Consider the following 19830-nt stretch of genomic DNA (forward strand, 5'->3'; position numbering starts at 1 on the left):
GGATCAGGGATGGCCGACACCGAAGGGACCGGCGCCGCGGGTGCGGGCGAGCGCGTCGTCATCAAGAAGTACGCGAACCGGCGGCTCTACAACACCGCCTCCTCGAGCTACGTCACGCTCGAACATCTCGCGGAGATGGTGAAGAAGGGCGTCGACTTCGTGGTCTATGACGCCAAGACCAACGAGGACATCACCCGCACCGTCCTCACCCAGATCATCTTCGAGGAGGAGAGCCAGGGGCAGTCGCTCCTGCCGATCCAGTTCCTCCGACAGCTCATCGGCTTCTACGGCAACTCCATGCAGGCCTTCCTGCCGAGCTACCTGGAGCTGTCGCTGGCGAGCTTCGCCCAGCAGCAGGAGCGCATGCGGCAGCAGTTCCAGGTCCTGGGCCAGGGTTCGGGCCTCGGGGCGGGCCTACCGGGCTACGAGGAGCAGATCCGCCAGAACATGCAGCTCTTCGACCGGGCGATGAAGATGTTCTCGCCCTTCGCCTATGCGAAGCCCGATGAGCCGGCCGCCGCCGCCGCCGCGCCGCCGCCGAAGGCCGAGGCCGCCCCGCCGGCCTCCGACGAGGCGCTCAACGAGCTCCGCAAGCGCATGGAAGAGATGCAGGCCCAGATCGAGCGGCTCGCAAAGCGCTAGTTGTGAACCTGGCTCGTGGTTTGCAGTTCGGTAAGCATGATGTCCCGAATTGATCCGATCCGCAGGGCCGCCCTCCTCCGCCGCGCCGTACGGCCGGAGACGGACGACGTCGACGAGGCGCCGAAGGCCTACAGCGCGAACCTCCCGGTTCCGGTGGACGCGCCCCGGACCGTCCCGCCGCGGAACAGCGGTCCGCAGGGCGAGGCCGCCTTCGCCGCCCAGCTCATGGGCCAGGACGGCCAGAAGCGCGGCCTCCGGGCCGGCGCCGAGCTGATCGACCACGCGAAGACCAGCTATGTGCGCACCGAATGGTCGGGGTCCTATGACCGCCGCGCCCGCAAGGGTCGTCTGACGAATACTGATATCTGAGCGACGGCTGCGGCTGGCGTCGTTCGCCGGCTATTGGTACAGTTTATTTGAAACATGACTGGGTGGCGTGACGATCCGTGCTGTCGGCTGAGGACGCGCCGGGACGGGGGGCGTATGGACGACGGGTTCGCGGGCGGGACGGCGGCTGAGCTCGAACTGACTATCCTGATGCCCTGCCTCAACGAGGCGGAGACGCTTGCCGTCTGCATCGAGAAGGCCAACGGCTTCCTCGCCCGGACCGGTGTCGCCGGCGAGGTGCTGATCGCCGACAACGGCAGCACGGACGGATCCCAGGAGATCGCGCGAGCCATGGGAGCCCGGGTGATCCCGGTGCCGACGAAGGGCTATGGGGCCGCGCTGCTGGGCGGCATCGCCGCCGCGCGCGGCCGCTACATCGTCATGGGCGACGCTGACGACAGCTACGATTTCAGCCGGCTCGACAGCTTCCTCGAAGGCCTGCGCGCTGGCGGCCAGCTTGTCATGGGCAATCGCTTCGAGGGCGGCATCGGGCCGGGCGCCATGCCTTTCCTGCATCGGTACCTTGGCAATCCGGTGCTGAGCCTCCTTGGCCGGACGTTCTTCGGCATTCCGGTCGGCGACTTCCATTGCGGGCTGCGCGCCTTCGACGCCGCCGCCATCCGCGGCCTTGGCCTGCAGACCACCGGCATGGAGTTCGCCAGCGAGATGGTGGTCCGCGCCGCCATCGCCGGCCTGCGCATCGACGAGACCCCGACCACGCTCCAGAAGGACGGCCGGTCGCGTCCGCCGCACCTGAAGACCTGGCGCGACGGGTGGCGGCACCTGAAGTTCCTGCTGATGTACAGCCCGCGCTGGCTGTTTTTCTATCCAGGCTTCCTGATGACCGGCCTCGGCGCGGGCCTGGCCGCCCTGCTGTTCCCCGGCCCCGTCACCGTCGCCAGCGCGACGCTCGACCTCAACGCCTTCGTGGCCGCCTGCTTCATGCTGCTGACCGGGGTGCAGATGATCACCTTCGGGGTGCTGTCGCGGGTCTATGCGGCGATGACGGGCTTCCTGCCGGCGACGCCGCGCTCGAACGCCCTCGCCCGCCACGCCAATACCGACCGGCTCGCGCTGATCAGCCTCGGACTGGCCGTCGCCGGCCTGGCGGCCTTCGGCTACGCCCTGGTGAAGTGGGCGGAGCGCGACTTCGGCCCCCTCGCCGATCCGCGGATTCCGCGCCTGGTGGTCGCCGGCCTCGCGGCGGTGGCGGTGGCGCTGCAGACCTTCTTCTCCGCCTTCCTGCTGGGCACGCTGGCCATCCCGAAGCTGCGCCGGGACGCGCCGTGAACGCGCGGTCTCGGGCCGCCTCGCGCCTGGCCGGCGCCGGCGACACCGCGCTCTGGATCTCGGCCGTCGCCCTCCTCGTCGGCTTCGTGATCGCGTTCGGAGCCCGGCCGGCCGTTGTGCTCTCGACCGCAGGCCTCGACGACGCCCTCTTCATGCGGCTCGGTCAGTCGCTGGCGGCCGGCGAGTGGCTGGGTCCCTACAACCAGAACACCCTGGCCAAGGGCATGGGCTTCCCGGCCTTCCTGGCGATCGCCAACGTGACCGGACTGCCCTTCACCCTGTCGCTCGCACTCTGGCACGCCGCCTGCGCGGGCTTCGCCGCCTGGGTCGTCCGCCGGATCACCGGGTCGCGGATCGCCGGCCTCCTGCTCCTGGCGCTCCTGGTCTTCCTCCCGACCCTCTACTTCGGCGACCAGACCCGCGCGTTCCGCGACGTCTTCTACGCCGGCCTGACCCTGGCCCTGGTCGCGTCCGCCGTGACGCTCGCCAGCCGCAAGGCGCTTCCCGGGCCCGTCGCGATCGGCCTGACCGGCGGGCTCGGCGCCTGGTGGTGGCTGACCCGCGAGGAGGGCGTCTGGCTGATCCCGACGCTCCTGCTCATCGCGCTCCTGCCGCTGGCCGGAGGTTTCGACGGCCAGCCCCGGCCGAAGGGGGTCAGGCCGATGCTGCGCAATCTCGCGCCGGCGGGCGGCGCCTTGGTCATCGCCGCCCTGCTCATCACCGGTGTCGGCGCGGTCAACGCCGCCGTCTACGGCCGCTTCGTCGTCAACGAGGTCCAGGACGACAATTTCGAGGGCGCCCTGGAGGCCCTGCAGGCGGCCGCCGCCCCCTACGCCGACGAGCGGGTGCCCGTCCCCGCCGACGCCCGGGCGCAGATCTACCGGGTGAGCCCGGCCTTCGCGGAGCTCCGTGCCGCCGGCCTCGACGGCCCCATGGTCAAGGGCTTCCTCGACGTGGGCTGCCAGGTCGACCGGCGGATCTGCGGCGACATCGGCGGCGGCTGGTTCTTCTGGGCGCTCCGCGACGTGACGGCCGCCCAAGGTCACCACCGGTCGCCCGCTGAAGCCGCGGCCTTCTACGGCCGCATCGAGGACGAAGTGCGCGGCGCGTGCGAGGACGGCCGCCTCCAGTGCAAGGACTGGCCGGTGCCCCTGGCGCCGCCGATGAAGGCAAGCCAGATCGACGATGTGGAGGCCTCCCTGGGCGCCGTGGTGAACGTGGTCACGTTCGGCCTGCCCGTGTGGAGCGACGCCCTGCCCTCCGATCTCGGCGCGCCGGACGGCGAGGCGCTCTACGACTTCCTGAACCGGCCGCACTATGTGGCCCCGCGCGTCCAGCGCAGCGTTACCGGCTGGTATGCCGGGCGTGGCGACCGCTGGTTCGAGGTCGAGGTGGAAGACGGGTCGGTCACCCGCTTCGACCGGACGGACAGCCCCGATATCGCGATCGCTTTCAAGGATCCCGGCATGGCCCGCCAGCGGTTCATCTTCGAGGTCGATTGCCCCGTCGAGCGCTGCGCGGCGGCCCTGCGATTCCAGGACGCGCCGGGCGTGACGGTCGACCTCAAGGCGCTGGAGCCCGGCGGCTGGCCGGCCGGCCTGGGGACGTTCTACGTCGACGCCGTGGAGCCTGACGCCGCCAGGCCGCTCCTGAAGACCCGCTTCTCGAACGGCTGGATGGCGGTGGCTCGCGGCCTGAACCCGCTGTTCCGGGTGGTCGCCGTGCTAGGCGTGCTCGCCGCCATCGTCGTGGTGATCCGCTCGCTCCTCGCGCGGCGGATCACGCCGCTCGCCGTCCTGTGCGTGGCGCTGGCCGGTGCGGTCGCCGCCCGCGTCCTCATCCTGGCCCTGATCGACGCCCTGTCGTTCCCGGCCGCGAACCCGGTCTACGCCATGCCCGCCGCCCCGCTGATCCTGATGCTGGCCGTCGTCGCGGGGTTCGGCGCGTTCCGCGGGCTTCGCCGACCCCGGGTCTAGGCCCGCTTCAGCCGGGCGAGTTCGGCCTCCAGGACCGCCACCCGCCGCTCCAGCGCCGCGAGCCGGGCCTCAACCGGGGAGGCCTGGCCCGGCACAGGCGTCGAGATCCCGGCCCGATCGGCGATCTCCCGGGGGTCCACGCCCAGGAGCTCGGCGAAGACCGCCACCTCCCCGGCAGAAAGCTCCCGCTGGTCCTTGAAGACCAGCGCCAGGTCCCCCTGCGCCATGCCGGCCGCCGCGGCTAGCACCTGGCGCGACAGCCCCCGCTCCGCGAGGCGGGCGTCGAACCATTCGGCGTCGAAGAAGAGGGCCATGGCGGCTCCGGGCAGGTCTGGCGCAGCTCTTGCTTAGCCCAGGATCGCACAGTCCGGCCACGGGGACCGCCATGGGCAAGTTCAGCTTCCGCCTCATCGACGTCACCGTCGTGGCCCTGATCTTCACGGCCCTGATCGGCGGGTGAGCTAGATCTCGTCCACCTGGCCCGGCAGGCGCGAGCGCGACTGCAGCCACATGACGCCGTAGAGGTCCGACAGCGAGACCCAGAGCCGGCCGAGGTTGGTGTACTTCGAGACCCCGGTCTCGCGGTTGCGGTGATGGACCGGCAGGAAGGCCGTCTGGTAGCCCTCGCGCAGCATCAGGGCCGGCAGGTAGCGGTGGATGTGGTCGAAATAGGGGAGCCTGAGGAAGGCGTCCCGGCGGAACGCCTTCAGCCCGCAGCCGGTGTCGTTGGCGGTGTCCTTCAGCAGCCGCTTTCTCACGCCGTTGCCGACCCTGGACGCCCACTTCTTGGCGTGGCTGTCCTGGCGCTTCACCCGCTCGCCGCCGACCAGCGCGAGGTCAGGCGGGCCGGCCAGCAGAGCGTCGACGAGCTTCGGCCCGTCGGCCGGATCGTTCTGGCCGTCGCCGTCGAGGGTGACGATCACCTCGCCCCGGGGCCCAGAATCCCGGTGCGGACCGAGCGGCTCTGGCCGGAGTTCCTGCGATGCGCCAGGACGCGCAGTTGGGGGGATCTCCGTCTTCAGCGCGCCGAGAGCCGCGCGGGTGCCGTCGCGGCTGGCGTCGTCCACGAAGATGATCTCGTGATTGCGGCCTTCGAAAGCGGCGGCGATCTCCCGGGCGAGGCCGGGCGCGGCGCCCTCCTCGTCGAAGACCGGGACGACCACCGAGATCAGGGGCGCGGAGGATTTGGCGGCTCGAGCCATGCGCCTCCCATAGCGGAAAAGCAGCGACGCGTAAGGATCATGGTATCAGGACCGAATGACGCTGAACGATGAACTCGCCCGCTGGAGCCGAGGCTGGCGCGCCCCGGCGGTCGCCGCGCTCATCGCCTTCCTGGCCGGCCTGCCCGGCGTCTTCGCCATGCCGCCGCTCGACCGCGACGAATCGCGCTTCGCCCAAGCCACGGCCCAGATGCTGGAGACCGACGACTACGTCGTGATCCGCTTCCAGGACCAGCCGAGGTTCAAGAAGCCGGTTGGCATCCACTGGCTGCAGGCGGTCAGCGTCTCGACGTTGTCGAGTCCGGAGGCCCGGCAAATCTGGGCCTACCGCGTGCCCTCACTGCTTGGCGCCATGCTGGCGGCGGCGGCCTGCGCCTGGGGCGCGGCGGCCTTCTTCGGCGGGCCGGCCGGACTGATCGCCGGCGCGATCCTGGGTTCCACCTTCCTGCTGTCCACCGAAGCCTTCATCGCCAAAACGGACGCCGCGCTCTGCGGCTTCACGGTGCTGGCGCTGGCCGCGCTGGCCCGGCTCTACGCCGAGGCGCGCGACGGTCCCCCGGCCGGCAAGCGGGCGGCGCTGCTGTTCTGGATCGGCGTCGGCATGTCGACCCTGATCAAGGGCCCAGTTGGGCCGCTGATCGTCGGCCTCACGCTGGTGACCCTTTGTCTTCTCGACCGCCGGGCGCGCTGGCTCGCACGGCTGAACTGGTACTGGGGCCTGCTGCTGGTCGCCCTGATCGTCGGCCCGTGGGCAGGCGCGGTCACCGTGGCCACCGACGGCGGCTTCTGGCTGACGGCGCTGCAGGGCGACCTGGCGCCGAAGCTGGCCGGCGGCCAGGAGACCCACGGCGCGCCGCCGGGCTACCACACCCTCCTCCTGCCGCTGCTGATGTTCCCGGCGACCCTTCTGCTGCCGGCCGCGGCCATGGTCGCCTGGCAGCGCCGGCGCGAGCCCGGCGTGAAGTTCGCCATCGCCTGGTTCGTCCCGGGCTTCCTGTTCTTCGAGCTGCTGCCGACCAAGCTCGTGCACTACCCGCTGCTGACCTATGGCGCCCTCGCCTGGCTGGCCGCCGCGGCGATGACGACGCCGCTCGGCCCTCGCGTCCGCTGGATCGGGGCGGGGCTGGGCGCCTTCGCCGGCGTCGCGCTGGCGGGCGGCGTGGCCTACCTGCTCTCCGAATACGGCGATCCGTCGGACCTGGCCGCCGGCGTCGTCACCGGGGTCCTGCTGTCGGCCGCGGGCCTGATCGGCGGCTACCTCCTCGTTCGGGGCGAGGCGCCCAAGGCCTGGGCGTCGGCGGCGGTCCTGGGCGTGCTGGGCCACGGCGCGCTGGCCGCGACCGTCGCGCCCCGTCTCGACCCGCTCTGGCTGTCCGACCGAACGGAGAAGGCGCTTGCCGACGCCACCCTGCTGCCGAGCCAGGGGGTCGCCGAGGCGCCGGTGGCGGTGGCCGGCTACGCCGAGCCCAGCCTGGTCTTCGCCCTGGGCACCCCCACAGAGCTGGAGGGGCCCGCAGAAGCCGCCGAGGCCATCGCGCAAGGGCGCCCGGCCGTGGTCGAGGCCCGCGAGGAGGCCGCCTTCCGCCAGGCCCTGGCCCAGGTGAACGCCCCGGTCCGCCTCGTGCGCGAGATCAGGGGCTTGGACTATTCCAACGGCGATGAGATGACGCTGCGCGTGTACCAGTCGGCCCGCAGTGGCTCGAGATAGGGGAGGCCCGCGATGAGCCGCCGGATCGAGATCGTGGAAGTCGGGCCGAGGGACGGCCTGCAGAACGAGAAGGTCGCCCTCGAGGTCGGCCAGAAGCTGGAGCTGATCCACCGGCTGGAGGACGCCGGCGCGAAGCGGATGGAGGTGGTCTCCTTCGTCAATCCCAAGCGCGTGCCGCAGATGGCCGGCGCCGAAGAGATCATGGCCGCCCTGCCGCACGAGGCCGGCAAGTCGCGGATCGGGCTCGTCCTCAACCTCAGGGGTTGGGAGCGCTGCGTCGAGGCGAAGTGCGACGAGGCCAATGTCGTGGTCTGCGCCTCGGACGGGTTCGGCATCCGCAACCAGGGCGCCTCGGTGGCCGAGCAGGTGGACGCGCTGCGCGGGATCATGGCGGTCCGCAAGAAGGAGGACCCGCCGGTGACGGTGACGGTCTCGGTGGCCTTCGGCTGCCCGTTCGACGGCGAGGTGCCGGAGGACCGGGTGATCGAGATCGTCTCGGCCGCCGCCGACCTGCGGGTCGCGGAGATCGCGCTGGCCGACACCATCGGGGTGGCCGACCCCTGGACGGTGCGCCGGCGGATCGAGGCGGCGAAGAAGGCCGCGCCGAACACCCGGCTCCGGATGCACTTCCACGACACGCGGAACACCGGCTTGGCCAACGCCTTCGCCAGCGTGGAGGCGGGGGGTCGACGTGCTGGACGCCTCGGTGGGCGGACTGGGCGGCTGCCCGTTCGCGCCGAACGCCACCGGCAACATCGGCACCGAGGACTTGGTGTACATGCTGGAGCGGGCCGGCTTCGAGACCGGCTACGACCTCGGCAAGCTGATCGGCATCGGCCAGTGGATCTCGGACCTGCTCGGCAAGACGCCCACCGCCTCGGTCACGCGGGCCGGGCCCTTTCCCTGGCCCGGGCTTCGTGACCACGAACAGGTCCTGATGGCCCTCGTAGTCGGGCGGGTAGGCCCAGTCGCCGCGGCGGTAGGCTGACACGCCAAGGCCGGCGTCCGCGGCCGCCGCCTCCAGGGCCGTCCGGTCATGGGCGATCGCCGTCTCCGGACAGGTCGGGTCGACCACCGAGGAGGTGGCGTCGAAGCGCTGGAACGGCAGGGTCGGCGCGCTCGTGCGCCCCGCCTCCAGGGCAAAGGCCGTGAAGGCCAGCCGGCCTCCCGGGCGCAGGACGCGGGCGCACTCGGCGAGGTAGCGGCGCACCGGCGCCATCCGCATGTGGGTAAAGACCGAGGTGGCGAACGCCAGGTCGATCGAGGCGTCCGGCGCCGGGAAGACCGCGTCCAACTCGGAGACCCGGCCGGTGGCGTTGTAGTCGCCGTTCCAGGCGTCCAGGTGCTCGAAGCGGAGGGCCGGCCAGGCGGCGAAGCGACGGCGGCAGCCGGCGATCGCGGCCCTGGCGACGTCGAAGCCCAGGTAGCTGCCGCCCCCCGCCGCCAGCACGGGCGCCAGCGGCCGGGCCACCCGGCCGGTCCCGCAGCCGATGTCGAGCACGTCGTCGTCCGGCCGCAGGTCGGCTTGGGCCTCCAGGATACGGAGGATCTGGTCGCCGACGGCGTTGTAGCGGCCGCCGCCGACGTTGTGGCGGAAGGCCCAGGGCTCGGCGCGCAGTTCGGCGTCCGAGAACCGGCCGGGCAGGCTCTTGAGGTCGACGATGAGGCCGGCGACGGCGCGGCGCGCCGAGGGCGGGGCGAGGCGGGCGATGCGGCGGACCAGCGCGCGCATCCGGCCCGCTACAGACCGCGGCCCTTCAGCCGCCACATCAGCGGGCGGGCGATGGCGGCGCCGATGACGACGGGGGCCAGGAGCAGGGCCAGGGCGCGGGGACCGAGGCCGGACGCGCGCTTGCGGAAGTAGCGGGCGAGGCCCATCCCCTTGTGGAACTCCACCTTCAGCGGGCTGGTGTGGCTGGTGTGGCCCAGATGGACCACCTCGGCCTTCGGGTGGAAGAGGACGAGGCCGCCGTGCTTCCGGACCCGCCAGCAGAGGTCCACGTCCTCCACGTGCAGGAAGTACTTCTCGTCGAAGCCGCCCACGGCCTCGAAGTCCTCGCGGCGCATGCAGAAGCAGGCGCCGGAGATGGTCGGGACCGCGGCCACGTGCTCGGGAGTGGCGTCGCCCTCCCAGTGGACCTCAAAGCGGCGGAGCGCCGGGATCTTCTGGGCGAGGCGCGAGAGCGACATGAGCGCCGACATGGGCGTGATGTCGCCGCGCCGGGCGCCGCGCTGTTCCGTGCGGTCGGCGTTCAGGATGCGGCCGCCGACCACGCAGGGCACGAGGCGGCCCTCGATGGCGCGGACCAGCTCGCGGACGCAGCCCGGTTGCAGGAAGGCGTCGGGATTGAGGAAGATCAGCACCTCGCCGGTGGCCGCCCGGGCGCCGAGGTTGGCGCCCTTGGCGAAGCCGACGTTGCCCTGGCCCGAGATCAGCCGGACGCGGCGGTCGCGGGCGGCGACGGTCTTCAGGACCGCGCTCTCCTCGCAGGTGGAGCCGTTGTCGACGATGACGAACTCGGAGACCTCGCGGTCGGCGAGCACGCAGGCCAGGCTCTCGTCGAGCGCCTCGCCGGTCATGTAGACGACCATGACGACCGAGACGGCGCGGTTCAGGCGCACGTCGGCCGGCATGGGTGCAGGCTCAAGCGCGACGATCGGAGCGGCGACGCCGTTCATCCAGCCTCCTTCGCCCCGATGCTCTCCAGCGCGGACTGCGCCCGGGCAACATCCGGCGGAAGCGCCTGCATGGCAAGCAGGTTCGCCGCCTCCTCCAGCGTGAGAATCTCCTGACGATCCGAGCCGAGGCGCCGGAGGGCGACCTTGCCCTCTTCCGCCTCGCGGCGGCCGACGACGGCGATCACAGGGACCTTGGCCAGGCTGTGCTCGCGGATCTTGTAGTTGATCTTCTCGTTGCGCAGGTCGGTCTCCACACGCAGTCCCTTCGCCCTCAGGTCGGCGGCGACCTTATGGGCGAAATCGTCGGCGTCGGACGTGATGGTCGTCACGACCACCTGGACCGGCGCCAGCCACAGGGGGAACGCGCCAGCGTAGTTCTCGATCATCACCCCCCAGGAAGCGCTCCATGGAGCCGCAGATCGCCCGGTGCAGCATGACCGGCCGCTGCTTGGAGCCGTCCTCCTCCACATATTCGGCGTCGAGGCGTTCGGGCAGGACGTAGTCGAGCTGCAGCGTGCCGCACTGCCAGGTGCGGCCGATGGCGTCGCGCAGGTGGAACTCCAGCTTCGGACCGTAGAAGGCCCCTTCGCTCGGCAGCATCTCGACCTCGGCGATGCCGGCGCCCCGGGCCGCCCGCTCCAGCTTGGCCTCGGCCACGTCCCAGATCTCGTCGGTGCCGAACCGCTCCTCGGGGCGCAGCGCCAGCTTCACGGCGTGCAGCTCGAGACCGCAGTCGCGGTAGACGCTCTCCAGGAGCTGCACGAACTTCGTGCTCTCCGCCTCGATCTGGTCCTCGCGGCAGAAGATGTGCGCGTCGTCCTGGGTGAAGGCGCGGACGCGGAAGATGCCGTGCAGGGCGCCGGAGGGCTCATAGCGGTGGCAGGAGCCGAACTCGGCCATGCGCAGCGGCAGGTCGCGGTAGGACTTCTGGCCGTGGTTGAAGATCTGCACGTGGCCCGGGCAGTTCATCGGCTTCACGGCGAGGACCTCGCCCTCCTCCGTGTCGCAGGTGAACATGTTCTTGCCGAACTTCTGCCAGTGGCCGGACTTCTCCCAGAGCGTCCGGTCCATGAGCTGGGGCGCCTTGACCTCCACATAGCCGTCGGCGTCCAGGCGGCGGCGCATGTAGGCCTCCACCGTGCGGTAGAGCGTCCAGCCCTTGGGGTGCCAGAAGATCATCCCCTTGGCCTCGGCCTGCATGTGGAACAGGTCCATGGCCTGGCCGATCTTGCGGTGGTCGCGCTTCTCGGCCTCCTCGATGCGGTGGATGTAGGCCTCGAGGTCGGCCTCGCTGGCCCAGGCCGTGCCGTAGATCCGCTGCAGCATCGGATTGCGGTGGTCGCCGCGCCAGTAGGCGCCGGCCAGCTTCGTCAGCTTGAAGGCCTTGCCGACCGCCTTGGTGGACGGCAGGTGGGGGGCCCCGGCAGAGGTCCTTCCACTGGCCCTGCTTGTAGACCGTGATCTTCTCACCGGACGGGATGCCCTCGATGATCTGGGCCTTGTACTCCTCGCCGATCTCCCGGAAGTGGCGGATCGCCTCGTCCCGGTCCCACTCCTCGCGGCGGATGGGCTCGTCGCGATCGACGATCTCCTTCATGCGCTGCTCGATCCGGGCGAGATCGTCGAGGCTGAAGGGCTCGTCGCGGGCGAAGTCGTAATAGAAGCCGTCCTCGATGGCCGGGCCGATCGTCACCTGGGTGCCGGGGAACAGCTCCTGCACGGCCTCGGCAAGCACGTGGCTGGCGTCGTGGCGGATGGTCTCGAGCGCCTCGGGGCTCTCGCGCGTCAGGATCTCGAACCTGCCGCCGGCCTCCAGCGGGCGGTCGAGGTCCAGCAGCTCGCCGTCGAGCTTGATGAGCACGGCCTTCTTCTCCAGCGACTTGGAGATGCCGGCGGCCACGTCGCGGCCCGTCACGCCCGCGTCGAAGGAGCGCTTGGAGCCGTCGGGGAAAATCAGGTCGATCATGGTCTTCTACGTTCGTTTCGGTCCGGGCGGCGGCGGGTCGTAGCCCGCCGGGCCCCAGGGATGACAGCGGCACACCCGGCGGACGCCCATCCAGGCGCCCCGCCAGGGACCGTGGCTGATCAGGGCCTCAGCCGTATACTCCGAGCAGGTCGGGAGGAACCGGCACTGCCGCCCGATCAGCGGCGAAAGCGTCAGCTTGTAGGCGCGCAGCGCGCCCCTGACGCACCTCTCGTAGAAAGTCATGCCGGCTACGGGATGGAGGACTTGGGGTCGCGCCGGGGTTTAGGCCCCGGCCACGAGAGGATCAAGCCGCGCCGGCGGGGCTAGTTCGCCCGCCCGGGGCGCCTGTGGCCTGGCGGACAGCCTCGGTCACCGCTTCGAACGCGAGCAGCGTCGAGGCGTGGCGGGCCGGGTAGTCCTTCACGGGCGCGAGCATCTCAAGATCCGAAAACCGTCCAGCGGGCGGCGAACCACCCGCTTTCAGCATAGCACGGAACTGGTCGCGGGCCATTTCGAGTTCCGGCAGGGTGGCGCCGACCACCTGGGCGCCCAGCACGGCGGCGGCCGCCTGGCCGAGCGCGCAGGCCTTCACCTCCTGGGCGAAGTCGGCGACGGCGCCGTCCTCGACCTTCACGTCGACGAGCACCCGGCTGCCGCACAGCTTGGCGACCTTCTCCACCGTGGCGTCCGGCGCGTCGAGCCGCCCGACCCGCGGCAGGTTGGCCGCGAGCTTCAGCAGCTTCGCCGAATAGAGGTCGTCGATCATCGGGGACTTAGGTCGGGTTTCGGGAGCCGCGTGTCAAATGGCGGGGTGTCGCGGCGGCGGGGCCGGGCTCGACCTGCGCCGCCGTGAGGACTGGGTCAGGGTCTCGGGCTTCGCCCCAACCGGGATGACAGGCGGGGGTGGGGCGGTCCGGGTTGGGAACCACGAAAGCCACGAAAGACACGACCTTGATCCGCCCCTCCTCCGCTCATCCCGGCGAAAGCCGGGATCCAGGCTGAGGGTGGGTTTGAACCACGGGTTTCACGGGTGCGGGCCGGCGGGCTCGGTGCGGTCGGGGTTTGGAACCACAGAAACACACAGAACCACACAGAAGAGGAGAGCGGGTTGAGGTCGGTGAGATGGCGAGCGTGAATCGCGCGCCTGGAAGGCGCGCAAGCATGATCGAGGCGCCAAGCCATCCGGTGGCCCGCCTTCTGTGTGGTTCTGTGGTTCGTCTTCCGCGCGCAGCGCGGCTTGCCTCGGCTTGGATCCCGGCTTTCGCCGGGATGAGCGGAGGGGGGTTAGCTGGAGTCGGCGGTTTCGGGCTCGGGCTCGGCCCGTTCGCGGCCGCGGATGTCGTAGATGAGGGTGGGGTCGGCGCCGATGGCGTCGCAGGCTTCGATGACGAGGAGGTCGAAGTCGCGGGTGAGGAAGTCGTCGCGCTGTTCGGCGTCGTCGAGGAAGGCCTCGAGCCTGTCCCACATGGGGTCTTCGGGCGGCGGGCGGTCGGGTCTGTCGATCCCGTCGTCGGGGAGGTTCCAGTCGGCGCCTTCGTGCTCGGTCCAGAAGCAGTCGCCGACCCGGGTCCAGACGCCGTCGCGGCGCTGGTCGACGGCGATCTCACGGGTCTCGGCCTCGGCCTTCGCCTTGGCTTCGGCGAGGTCGGCTTTCTCCTGAGCCTTGAAGTGCAGATCGTCCTTGTAGCGGACCAGCTTCAGTTCGAGCGCCAGGGTCTGGCGCAGGCCGCGGCTGACCCGGTGGAAGGCGGTGGCGAGGCGGACGGCGTCCTCGGGGTTCTCGGCGTCCAGCGCCCGCTGCTGCAGGTCGCGGCAGAGCTCCAGGCTCATCCCCGCGAGCGCGCGGAGCGTCACGGTGTGACGGTCTTCGGCCATGTGCTCGGGATCGACGGACATGAGAACGAAAAGAGAACATACCGGGCGCGGCAAGTCAAGGTTTTTTCGCGCCGCAGGCTCTCTCCCCTACCCTCTCCCTCTCCGCTTCGCGGGGGAGAGGAGGTGATGGCTTTGACTCTCAGCTCCACTCCTCTCCCCCGGGCGAAGCCCGAGAGGGAGAGGGTAGGGAGAGGGCCTGGGGCGGGCGCGACGCGCCCACCCCACTCGCCGTTGGGGAGGGGGGCTAGTCGACCCGCCGGACGTCGACCGGCCTGGGCAGGATGTCGTCGACCTCGGCCGGGAGGACGGCGCGGACGTCCGGCGCCTCGACGATGGAGGCCAACACCTTGGGCTCGGCCTCGATGGAGACCGAGCGGGCGAGGGTGTGGATGCGGCCCAGCTTCGGCGGCGCGCCGGGCGGGGCTGGCCGCCTCGGCCGCCTGGAAGAGGCGGCGCACGGCCGCCTCCACCTGGTCGTCGGGAACGTCGAGGAAGAGGTGGGCCTTGGCCGTCGCCCCCGCCGGCGTGTGCTCGCAGAGGCGCCGGATCACCTCGGCCTTGTCATCCAGGGCCTTGTCTTCCGGCGGGTCATGCGACGGGCTCATCGGCCATCTCTCCTGCCGCGGCCCCGACCACCCCCAGGGCCTGGAGGGCGCGGACGCCGTCGGGAACGCCGCGGTTCGCGCGGCCGGAGGGCATTGTAGCGGGCCGCACGCAGGATTGCAGGATGGCGCGTTCGAGCTGGGTGGCGGTGGCGCCGGGCGCCGCCTGGGCCAGCAGGGCGGCGAGGCCGGCGACGTGCGGCGTGGCCATGGAGCTGCCGCTCATGCGGGCGTAGCCGCCGCCCGGAACGGCGGGAGACCACGTCGACGCCCGGCGCCACGAGATCGGGCACGAGGGGATCGTCGATCCGGTTGAAGGTCTGGCTGCCGGAGAAGGCCGCCACATGGTCGGCGCTGTCCATGGCGCCCACCGAGAGCACATTGGCGTAGTTGCCGGGCGAGCGGCTGGTGTTCGGGCCCTCGTTGCCGACGGCGATCACCGGCAGGACGTTGCGGGCGCGGAGCGCATCGATCAGCGTCTGGAAGGCGGAGGTGTAGCCGCGCAGGCCCAGCGACATGCTGAGGATGCGGACGTCCTGGCCCACGGCCCAGTCCATGCCGCCCAAGATGCGGTCGATCACCTGGCCGCCCTCGATGACCATGGCCGAGACCAGCAGGGCGTCGGGGGCGACGCCGAACCGGCCGGTGGGGCCGGCGCCGCGCCCGAGGATGGTGGCGGCGGTGTGGGTGCCGTGGTCGCCGCTGTCCGTGGCCGGCGCGTCGGGCACGATGTTGCCGGCCCAGTCGAACTCCGCGAAGGCGGCGATCGCCCCGCCGCCGAAGGCCGGGTGGGTCCCGTCGACGCCGGTGTCCAGGTGGGCGACGCGGACGCCGGCGCCGGTGAAGCCGCGGGCCCAGAGCTCGGGCGCGCGGATCCGGCGAAGGCCCCAGGTCTCGGCGGCGGCGGCGGCGCCCTCCTCCGCCGGTCCGCTCCACACCGGGCGGATCAGGCTGATCTCCGGCGCCTCGTCTACCGAATGGACCCGGGCGCTCGCACGGAGCGCCGCGGCGCCCACGCCGTCCACATAGCCGAGCGCGAGGCCGAGGTTCGGATAGACCTTCAGCCTGGGGGTCGGCGGGAGCGCCTTGAGATGCGCCACCTCGGCGGCGGCGGCGGCCATCTCCTCGGCCTGCGGCGGGAGGATGAAGCTGTCGGCCAGTTGCGCCGCGTCGTCGAGCGCGGTCGCGGCGCCGTCGGCCAGGGTGACCAGGACCTTGGCGTAGCCGGCGGCCTGGAGGGTTTCGTCAAGCTTGCTGGGCATGGGGAAGCCTCTTCGCTGAGGCCCGACGCGGGGACGCCGAGCGCTGGGCGAGAGAATCCACCTGTGCAACCTGGAATGCACGTGACGAAGGTCACGGACTCACAGTTGTGATGGCTCGGCGAAGGCCTGGTGCGGCGGCCATTGCCCTCTCCCCTACCCTCTCCCTCTCGGGCTGCGCCCGGGGAGAGGAGTTGAGCTGCGAGGCCTGCGCCATAACCTCCTCTCCCCCCGCGAAGCGGAGAGGGAGAGGGTAGGGAGAGGCCTTGGCGCCCTAGCCCTGCCGCCTCGCCTGCCAGACCGCCTCGGCGCGTTCCTTGAGGGCCTCGTTCATGGCCGCGAAGCCGCGGAACACCGAGCGGCCCATCCCGCGCAGGGCGGTCTTGGCCAGCAGGCCCTGGAACAGCTCGCCATTGCTTACGATGCAGCCGGTCTCGGAAAGCGCGTCGATCTCGATGTAGCGGATCGCCTTCACGAGGCCGCCCATCTGGGTGAGCTTCCAGTGGAGCTGCTCGTGGGGCACCCACTCCAGCACCACCGGCTGGATCTGGCGCTCGGGCTGGCCGGGAATGACGAGGGTCAGGTCGAGGACCTGGCCGATGCCGATCCGGCCGGAAGCCTTCGGATAGAGCGGGTTCCATTCATGCCAGCGGTCGAGGTCGTAGACGGCCTCCCAGATCACCTCGGCCGGCGCCTGGATGCCGATCCGGTGCTCGATGCGGATGCCGCCCGGGCCCTTGGGCTTCGGCGGTTTGACGACGCCCGTGGGCTGGGGTCCGGCCTGGGGGCCGCGGGTTCCGAACATGCCTGACTTCAATTGCGGGGGCGGGGTGAATCCCATCACGACGGGTCCTTGATCCTCCAGGTGGCGCCGGCCGGGCCATCCATGACCTCGACGTTCAGCGCCGCCAGCTCACCACGGATAAGGTCGGCTTGCGGCCAATCCTTGGCGGCGCGCGCAGCCTGCCTCGCCTGGAGCAACTCTTCCACCTTCGCCTTGAAGGCCTCGTCGGCGCCGCCCTGGAACCAGGCCTGGGCGTCGCCCTGCAGGAAGCCCATCAGGCCACCGGCCTGCACGAGGAGGTCGCGCCCGGCCGAGGCCTGGGCCCCGTTCTTCGCCATCACCGCGGCGCGGACCTGGTCGGCGAGCTGGAAGAGGGCGGCGAAGGCGCCGGGCGTGTTGAGGTCGTCCTCCAGCGCCGCGAAGACGGCGTCGTAGGCGGCGCGCATGGCGTCGGTCTCGCGCCCGCCGGCCGGGGGTTCGCCCGTCCCCGACAGGAAGCGGGCGGTGTCGTCGAGCACGCGGTAGAGCCGGTCCAGCGCATTGCGCGCCTGGTCGATCAGCTCGCCGTTCCACTCCAGCGGCTGGCGGTACTGGCCGGCGAGCAGCGCCCAGCGGAGCGCCTCGCCGGGGTATTCCTTCAGGAGGTCGTGGGCGAGCGCCACGTTGCCCACGCTCTTGCTCATCTTCTCCTCGGCCATGTTCAGGAAGCCGTTGTGGAGCCAGAAGGCCGAGTAGGTGTGGTCGTGGGTGGCGCAGACGCCCTGGGCCCGCTCGTTTTCATGGTGCGGGAAGACGAGGTCGATGCCGCCGCCGTGGATGTCGATCGGCAGGCCCAGCGCCTGGTCGATCATGGCGGTGCACTCGATGTGCCAGCCGGGGCGCCCCGGGCCGAACGGGCTTTCCCACTCCGGCTCGTTTTCCTTGGACGGCTTCCAGAGCACGAAGTCGGCGGGGTGGCGCTTGTAGGGGGCGACGTCGACCCGGGCGCCGGCGATCATCTCGTCCATCGGCCGGCCCGACAGCTTGCCGTAGTCGGGATAGGCCTGGGTGTCGAAGAGGACGTGCCCCTCGGCGGCGTAGGCCGCGCCGTTCTGCAGGAGCTGGGCGATCATGGCGACGATGGCGTCCATGGTCTCCGTCACCTTCGGCTGGAAGGTGGGCGGGAGCGCCAGGAGCGCCGCGGCGTCGGCGTTGTAGGCCGCGAGGTAGCGCTCGGTGATCGTGGCGATCGGCACGCCCTCGTCGGCGGCCTTCCTGTTGATCTTGTCGTCCACGTCGGTGACGTTGGCGGCGTAGAGCACGCGCTCGGGCCCGAACGCATGGCGCAGCACCCGGTAGAGCAGGTCGAAGACCACCACCGGGCGGAAGTTGCCGATGTGGGCGTAGTTGTAGACCGTCGGCCCGCACACATACATCGTCACCCGCTCGGGATCCCGGGGGACGAAGGCCCGCTTCTCGCGGGTCATGGTGTCGTAGAGCTTCAGGGTCATGGTGACTTCGTGACGTAGCGTGACAGTTGCCGCCGGCGGCGGCCTGCCCATATACAGATCGCCCGGACCTGAGGCCACGGCGTTGCATCCGCCAGGGCTCAGCTTCCGTACAAGGGTGGCCACGCGTCATTTCCGGGACCGTCGTCCCGGCGCAACTCAGCCCTGGAAAGACCCAGCCCGCATGGATGCTCCTGCCCGCGACCGAACCTTGATCGGGTCCGACGACCTCGAACCCGTGACGCGCCCGACCCGCGAGGAGGCCATGGAGGCCGTCCGCACGCTCATCGCCTGGGCCGGCGACGACCCCCGGCGCGAAGGCGTGATCGACACGCCCAAGCGCGTGGTGGACGCCTATGCCGAGTGGTTCGAGGGCTACAACCTCGATCCGGCCAAGGAGCTGTCGCGGACCTTCGAGGACGTGCAGGGCTACGACGACATCGTCATGCTGCGCGACATCGAGGTGGAGAGCCACTGCGAGCACCACATGGCCCCGTTCCTGGGCAAGGCCTATGTGGCCTACATGCCGACCAACCGGGTGGTGGGGATCTCCAAGCTGGCCAAGGTGGTCGAGATCTTCGCCCGCCGTCTCCAGACCCAGGAGACCATGACCCAGCAGATCGCCGACGCGATCACCGACAGCCTCAGGCCCGCGGGCGTCGCCGTGCTGATCGATGCGGCCCACCAGTGCATGACCACGCGCGGCGTGCACCACCGGCACGTGTCGACGATCACCACCCAGTTCACCGGCGTCTTCAAGACCGACCCGACGCTGCGCCAGCGGTTCCTGGACTTCGTGAACAGGTAATCGTCAACCGCTCACCCCGGCGAAAGCCGGGGCCCATGCGGGCTGTCGGCTGCAGCGGCGGTCAGAGATGCGTACAACCCAGACTCAGCTTGGGTCCCGGCTTTCGCCGGGAAGAGCGGAGAGAGGTTCGGGGTGACCAAGGACGAACTCGAAACCGGGACGACCCTCGCCCCCCGCTTCGACGCCAACGGGCTGATCGCGGCGGTGGCGACCCATGCCGGCACCGGCGAGGTGCTGATGCTGGCGTGGATGAACGCCGAGGCGCTGCAGAAGACCATCGACACCGGCGAGGCGCACTACTGGAGCCGGTCGCGGGGCGAGCTCTGGCACAAGGGCGCGACCAGCGGCCAGGTGCAGGTGGTCGACGAGCTCAGGATCGACTGCGACCAGGACGCGGTGTGGCTGAAGGTCCGGCCGCAGGGCGACGGCGGAGCCTGCCACACCGGGCGGCGAAGCTGCTTCTACCGCGCGGTGGAGGGCGGCCGGCTGGTGGCCCGGCCGTGACCGTGGTCCAGGCGCTGGCGGCCTATGTGCTGGCCGCGGGGCTGCTGACGGTCACGCCCGGGCTCGACACCGCGCTGGTGCTGCGCACCGCGGCGGTCGAGGGGCCGAAGCGGGCGGTGCTGGCGGCGGCCGGGATCAGCGCCGGCTGCCTGGTCTGGGGCGTGGCGGTGGCGGTAGGGTTGGGGGCCCTGCTGGCGGCCTCGACCCTGGCGTTCACGGTGCTGAAGTGGGCGGGGGCCGCCTACCTCGTGTGGCTCGGCCTGAACCTGATCCTGAAACCGCGCGAGCGGTTCGAGGTGACGGGCGGGCCTGAGAGGGGCGGCGCCGGCGCGACCTGGTTCCGGCGCGGGCTGCTGACCAACCTGCTGAACCCGAAGGTGGGCGTGTTCTACGTGAGCTTCCTGCCACAGTTCCTGCCCGACGGCGTTCCCGCCGGGCCGTTCATCTTCGGCCTGGCGGCGATCCACGCAGCCCTGGGCCTGGCGTGGCTGTCGGCGCTGACGGCGGCGACGCGGTCGATCGCCGGCGTGCTGTCCAAGGCCGCCGTGGTGCGCTGGCTCGACCGGCTGACCGGCGGGGTGTTCCTGCTGTTCGCCGCGAAGCTGGCGTTCGAGCGGCGCTAGCGCAGCAAGCCCTCTCCCTA

The 19830-nt window shown here is 71.0% G+C and carries 16 protein-coding genes and 4 pseudogenes; 9 read left to right on the forward strand and 11 right to left on the reverse strand.

The window, feature by feature from the left end:
- Positions 1 to 9 precede the first annotated feature (9 nt).
- From phaR to LRS04_RS04145, 4 genes are all read left to right on the forward strand, one after another.
- Positions 10 to 642: a polyhydroxyalkanoate synthesis repressor PhaR gene (gene phaR, locus LRS04_RS04130; protein ID WP_257815288.1), complete on the forward strand. Its 633-nt coding sequence runs from the start codon at positions 10 to 12 to the stop codon at positions 640 to 642.
- Positions 643 to 681: 39 nt separating this feature from the next.
- Entirely contained in the window at positions 682 to 1011 is a 330-nt protein-coding gene (locus LRS04_RS04135; protein ID WP_257815289.1) for a hypothetical protein, read from the forward strand.
- A 114-nt stretch (positions 1012 to 1125) separates the two neighbouring features.
- Positions 1126 to 2319, forward strand: a complete 1194-nt coding sequence (locus tag LRS04_RS04140) for a glycosyltransferase family 2 protein (RefSeq protein WP_257815290.1) — start codon at positions 1126 to 1128, stop codon at positions 2317 to 2319.
- On the forward strand, positions 2316 to 4295 hold the full coding sequence (locus LRS04_RS04145; protein ID WP_257815291.1) for a hypothetical protein: 1980 nt from the start codon (positions 2316 to 2318) through the stop codon (positions 4293 to 4295). Before LRS04_RS04140 ends, LRS04_RS04145 begins: the two co-directional genes overlap by 4 nt.
- Here the strand turns inward: LRS04_RS04145 and LRS04_RS04150 are convergent.
- On the reverse strand, positions 4292 to 4609 hold the full coding sequence (locus LRS04_RS04150) for a helix-turn-helix domain-containing protein (protein WP_257815292.1): 318 nt from the start codon (positions 4607 to 4609) through the stop codon (positions 4292 to 4294). The two genes, LRS04_RS04145 and LRS04_RS04150, sit on opposite strands and share 4 nt — an antisense overlap.
- A 147-nt stretch (positions 4610 to 4756) precedes the next feature.
- Positions 4757 to 5497 carry a glycosyltransferase family 2 protein gene (locus LRS04_RS04155; RefSeq protein ID WP_257815293.1) on the reverse strand — a complete coding sequence of 247 codons (741 nt, stop codon included), beginning with the start codon at positions 5495 to 5497 and terminating at the stop codon, positions 4757 to 4759.
- 55 nt (positions 5498 to 5552) lie between these two features.
- On the opposite strand from LRS04_RS04155, the gene LRS04_RS04160 reads away from it, so the two are divergent.
- Both LRS04_RS04160 and LRS04_RS04165 read left to right on the forward strand, forming a co-directional pair.
- Complete coding sequence (locus LRS04_RS04160) at positions 5553 to 7223, forward strand: glycosyltransferase family 39 protein (RefSeq protein WP_257815294.1); 1671 nt, start codon at positions 5553 to 5555, stop codon at positions 7221 to 7223.
- Positions 7224 to 7235: 12 nt separating this feature from the next.
- Positions 7236 to 8127, forward strand: a pseudogene (locus tag LRS04_RS04165) (hydroxymethylglutaryl-CoA lyase); the annotation flags it as partial.
- A gap of 243 nt (positions 8128 to 8370) precedes the next feature.
- Here the strand turns inward: LRS04_RS04165 and LRS04_RS27585 are convergent.
- The 9 genes and pseudogenes from LRS04_RS27585 to cysS form a co-directional block, all read right to left on the reverse strand.
- Positions 8371 to 8955 (reverse strand): annotated as a pseudogene (locus LRS04_RS27585) (methyltransferase); the annotation flags it as partial.
- 8 nt (positions 8956 to 8963) lie between these two features.
- Positions 8964 to 9902, reverse strand: a complete 939-nt coding sequence (locus LRS04_RS04170; protein ID WP_257815295.1) for a glycosyltransferase family 2 protein — start codon at positions 9900 to 9902, stop codon at positions 8964 to 8966.
- Positions 9899 to 11868, reverse strand: a pseudogene (thrS, locus tag LRS04_RS04175) (threonine--tRNA ligase). Before thrS ends, LRS04_RS04170 begins: the two are co-directional and overlap by 4 nt.
- Before the next feature lie 6 nt (positions 11869 to 11874).
- Positions 11875 to 12111: a membrane protein insertion efficiency factor YidD gene (gene yidD, locus LRS04_RS04180; RefSeq protein ID WP_257815296.1), complete on the reverse strand. Its 237-nt coding sequence runs from the start codon at positions 12109 to 12111 to the stop codon at positions 11875 to 11877.
- A gap of 61 nt (positions 12112 to 12172) precedes the next feature.
- A complete protein-coding gene (locus tag LRS04_RS04185) occupies positions 12173 to 12634 on the reverse strand; it encodes an iron-sulfur cluster assembly scaffold protein (protein WP_257815297.1) in 462 nt (153 codons plus the stop codon).
- A 518-nt stretch (positions 12635 to 13152) separates the two neighbouring features.
- Positions 13153 to 13743, reverse strand: coding sequence for a hypothetical protein (locus tag LRS04_RS04190; protein WP_257815298.1), 591 nt, complete (start codon positions 13741 to 13743; stop codon positions 13153 to 13155).
- A 588-nt stretch (positions 13744 to 14331) separates the two neighbouring features.
- Positions 14332 to 15607 (reverse strand): annotated as a pseudogene (locus LRS04_RS04195) (S8 family serine peptidase).
- A gap of 271 nt (positions 15608 to 15878) precedes the next feature.
- The gene (locus LRS04_RS04200; RefSeq protein ID WP_257815300.1) at positions 15879 to 16409 is read right to left on the reverse strand and encodes an SRPBCC domain-containing protein; all 531 of its coding nucleotides are present in this window, start codon (positions 16407 to 16409) and stop codon (positions 15879 to 15881) included.
- Positions 16410 to 16444: 35 nt separating this feature from the next.
- A complete protein-coding gene (gene cysS, locus LRS04_RS04205; RefSeq protein WP_257815301.1) occupies positions 16445 to 17878 on the reverse strand; it encodes a cysteine--tRNA ligase in 1434 nt (477 codons plus the stop codon).
- A 181-nt stretch (positions 17879 to 18059) separates the two neighbouring features.
- Here cysS and folE point away from each other — a divergent pair, with 181 nt between their 5' ends.
- The 3 genes from folE to LRS04_RS04220 all read left to right on the forward strand — a co-directional run bounded on the left by folE (position 18060) and on the right by LRS04_RS04220 (position 19810).
- Positions 18060 to 18683 (forward strand): GTP cyclohydrolase I FolE, encoded by a 624-nt coding sequence (gene folE / locus LRS04_RS04210; RefSeq protein ID WP_257815302.1) that lies wholly within the window; start codon positions 18060 to 18062, stop codon positions 18681 to 18683.
- A gap of 132 nt (positions 18684 to 18815) precedes the next feature.
- A complete protein-coding gene (gene hisI / locus LRS04_RS04215) occupies positions 18816 to 19187 on the forward strand; it encodes a phosphoribosyl-AMP cyclohydrolase (protein WP_257815303.1) in 372 nt (123 codons plus the stop codon).
- Positions 19184 to 19810 (forward strand): LysE family translocator, encoded by a 627-nt coding sequence (locus LRS04_RS04220; protein ID WP_257815304.1) that lies wholly within the window; start codon positions 19184 to 19186, stop codon positions 19808 to 19810. The genes hisI and LRS04_RS04220 overlap by 4 nt, the downstream gene beginning before the upstream one ends.
- Positions 19811 to 19830 lie beyond the last annotated feature (20 nt).

Origin of the sequence: Phenylobacterium sp. J367 (assembly GCF_024699985.1) — a bacterium.
Classification (GTDB): Bacteria; Pseudomonadota; Alphaproteobacteria; order Caulobacterales; family Caulobacteraceae; genus Phenylobacterium.

What these genes read in the sequence shown, in the direction of transcription:
- phaR (WP_257815288.1), top strand. Translation starts at nt 10, where the DNA reads ATGGCCGACACCGAAGGGACCGGCGCCGCGGGTGCGGGCGAGCGCGTC.
- LRS04_RS04135 (WP_257815289.1), top strand. Translation starts at nt 682, where the DNA reads ATGTCCCGAATTGATCCGATCCGCAGGGCCGCCCTCCTCCGCCGCGCC.
- LRS04_RS04140 (WP_257815290.1), top strand. Translation starts at nt 1,126, where the DNA reads ATGGACGACGGGTTCGCGGGCGGGACGGCGGCTGAGCTCGAACTGACT.
- LRS04_RS04150 (WP_257815292.1), bottom strand. Translation starts at nt 4,609, where the DNA reads ATGGCCCTCTTCTTCGACGCCGAATGGTTCGACGCCCGCCTCGCGGAG.
- LRS04_RS04155 (WP_257815293.1), bottom strand. Translation starts at nt 5,497, where the DNA reads ATGGCTCGAGCCGCCAAATCCTCCGCGCCCCTGATCTCGGTGGTCGTC.
- LRS04_RS04160 (WP_257815294.1), top strand. Translation starts at nt 5,553, where the DNA reads ATGACGCTGAACGATGAACTCGCCCGCTGGAGCCGAGGCTGGCGCGCC.
- LRS04_RS04170 (WP_257815295.1), bottom strand. Translation starts at nt 9,902, where the DNA reads ATGAACGGCGTCGCCGCTCCGATCGTCGCGCTTGAGCCTGCACCCATG.
- yidD (WP_257815296.1), bottom strand. Translation starts at nt 12,111, where the DNA reads ATGACTTTCTACGAGAGGTGCGTCAGGGGCGCGCTGCGCGCCTACAAG.
- LRS04_RS04185 (WP_257815297.1), bottom strand. Translation starts at nt 12,634, where the DNA reads ATGATCGACGACCTCTATTCGGCGAAGCTGCTGAAGCTCGCGGCCAAC.
- LRS04_RS04190 (WP_257815298.1), bottom strand. Translation starts at nt 13,743, where the DNA reads ATGGCCGAAGACCGTCACACCGTGACGCTCCGCGCGCTCGCGGGGATG.
- LRS04_RS04200 (WP_257815300.1), bottom strand. Translation starts at nt 16,409, where the DNA reads ATGTTCGGAACCCGCGGCCCCCAGGCCGGACCCCAGCCCACGGGCGTC.
- cysS (WP_257815301.1), bottom strand. Translation starts at nt 17,878, where the DNA reads ATGACCCTGAAGCTCTACGACACCATGACCCGCGAGAAGCGGGCCTTC.
- folE (WP_257815302.1), top strand. Translation starts at nt 18,060, where the DNA reads ATGGATGCTCCTGCCCGCGACCGAACCTTGATCGGGTCCGACGACCTC.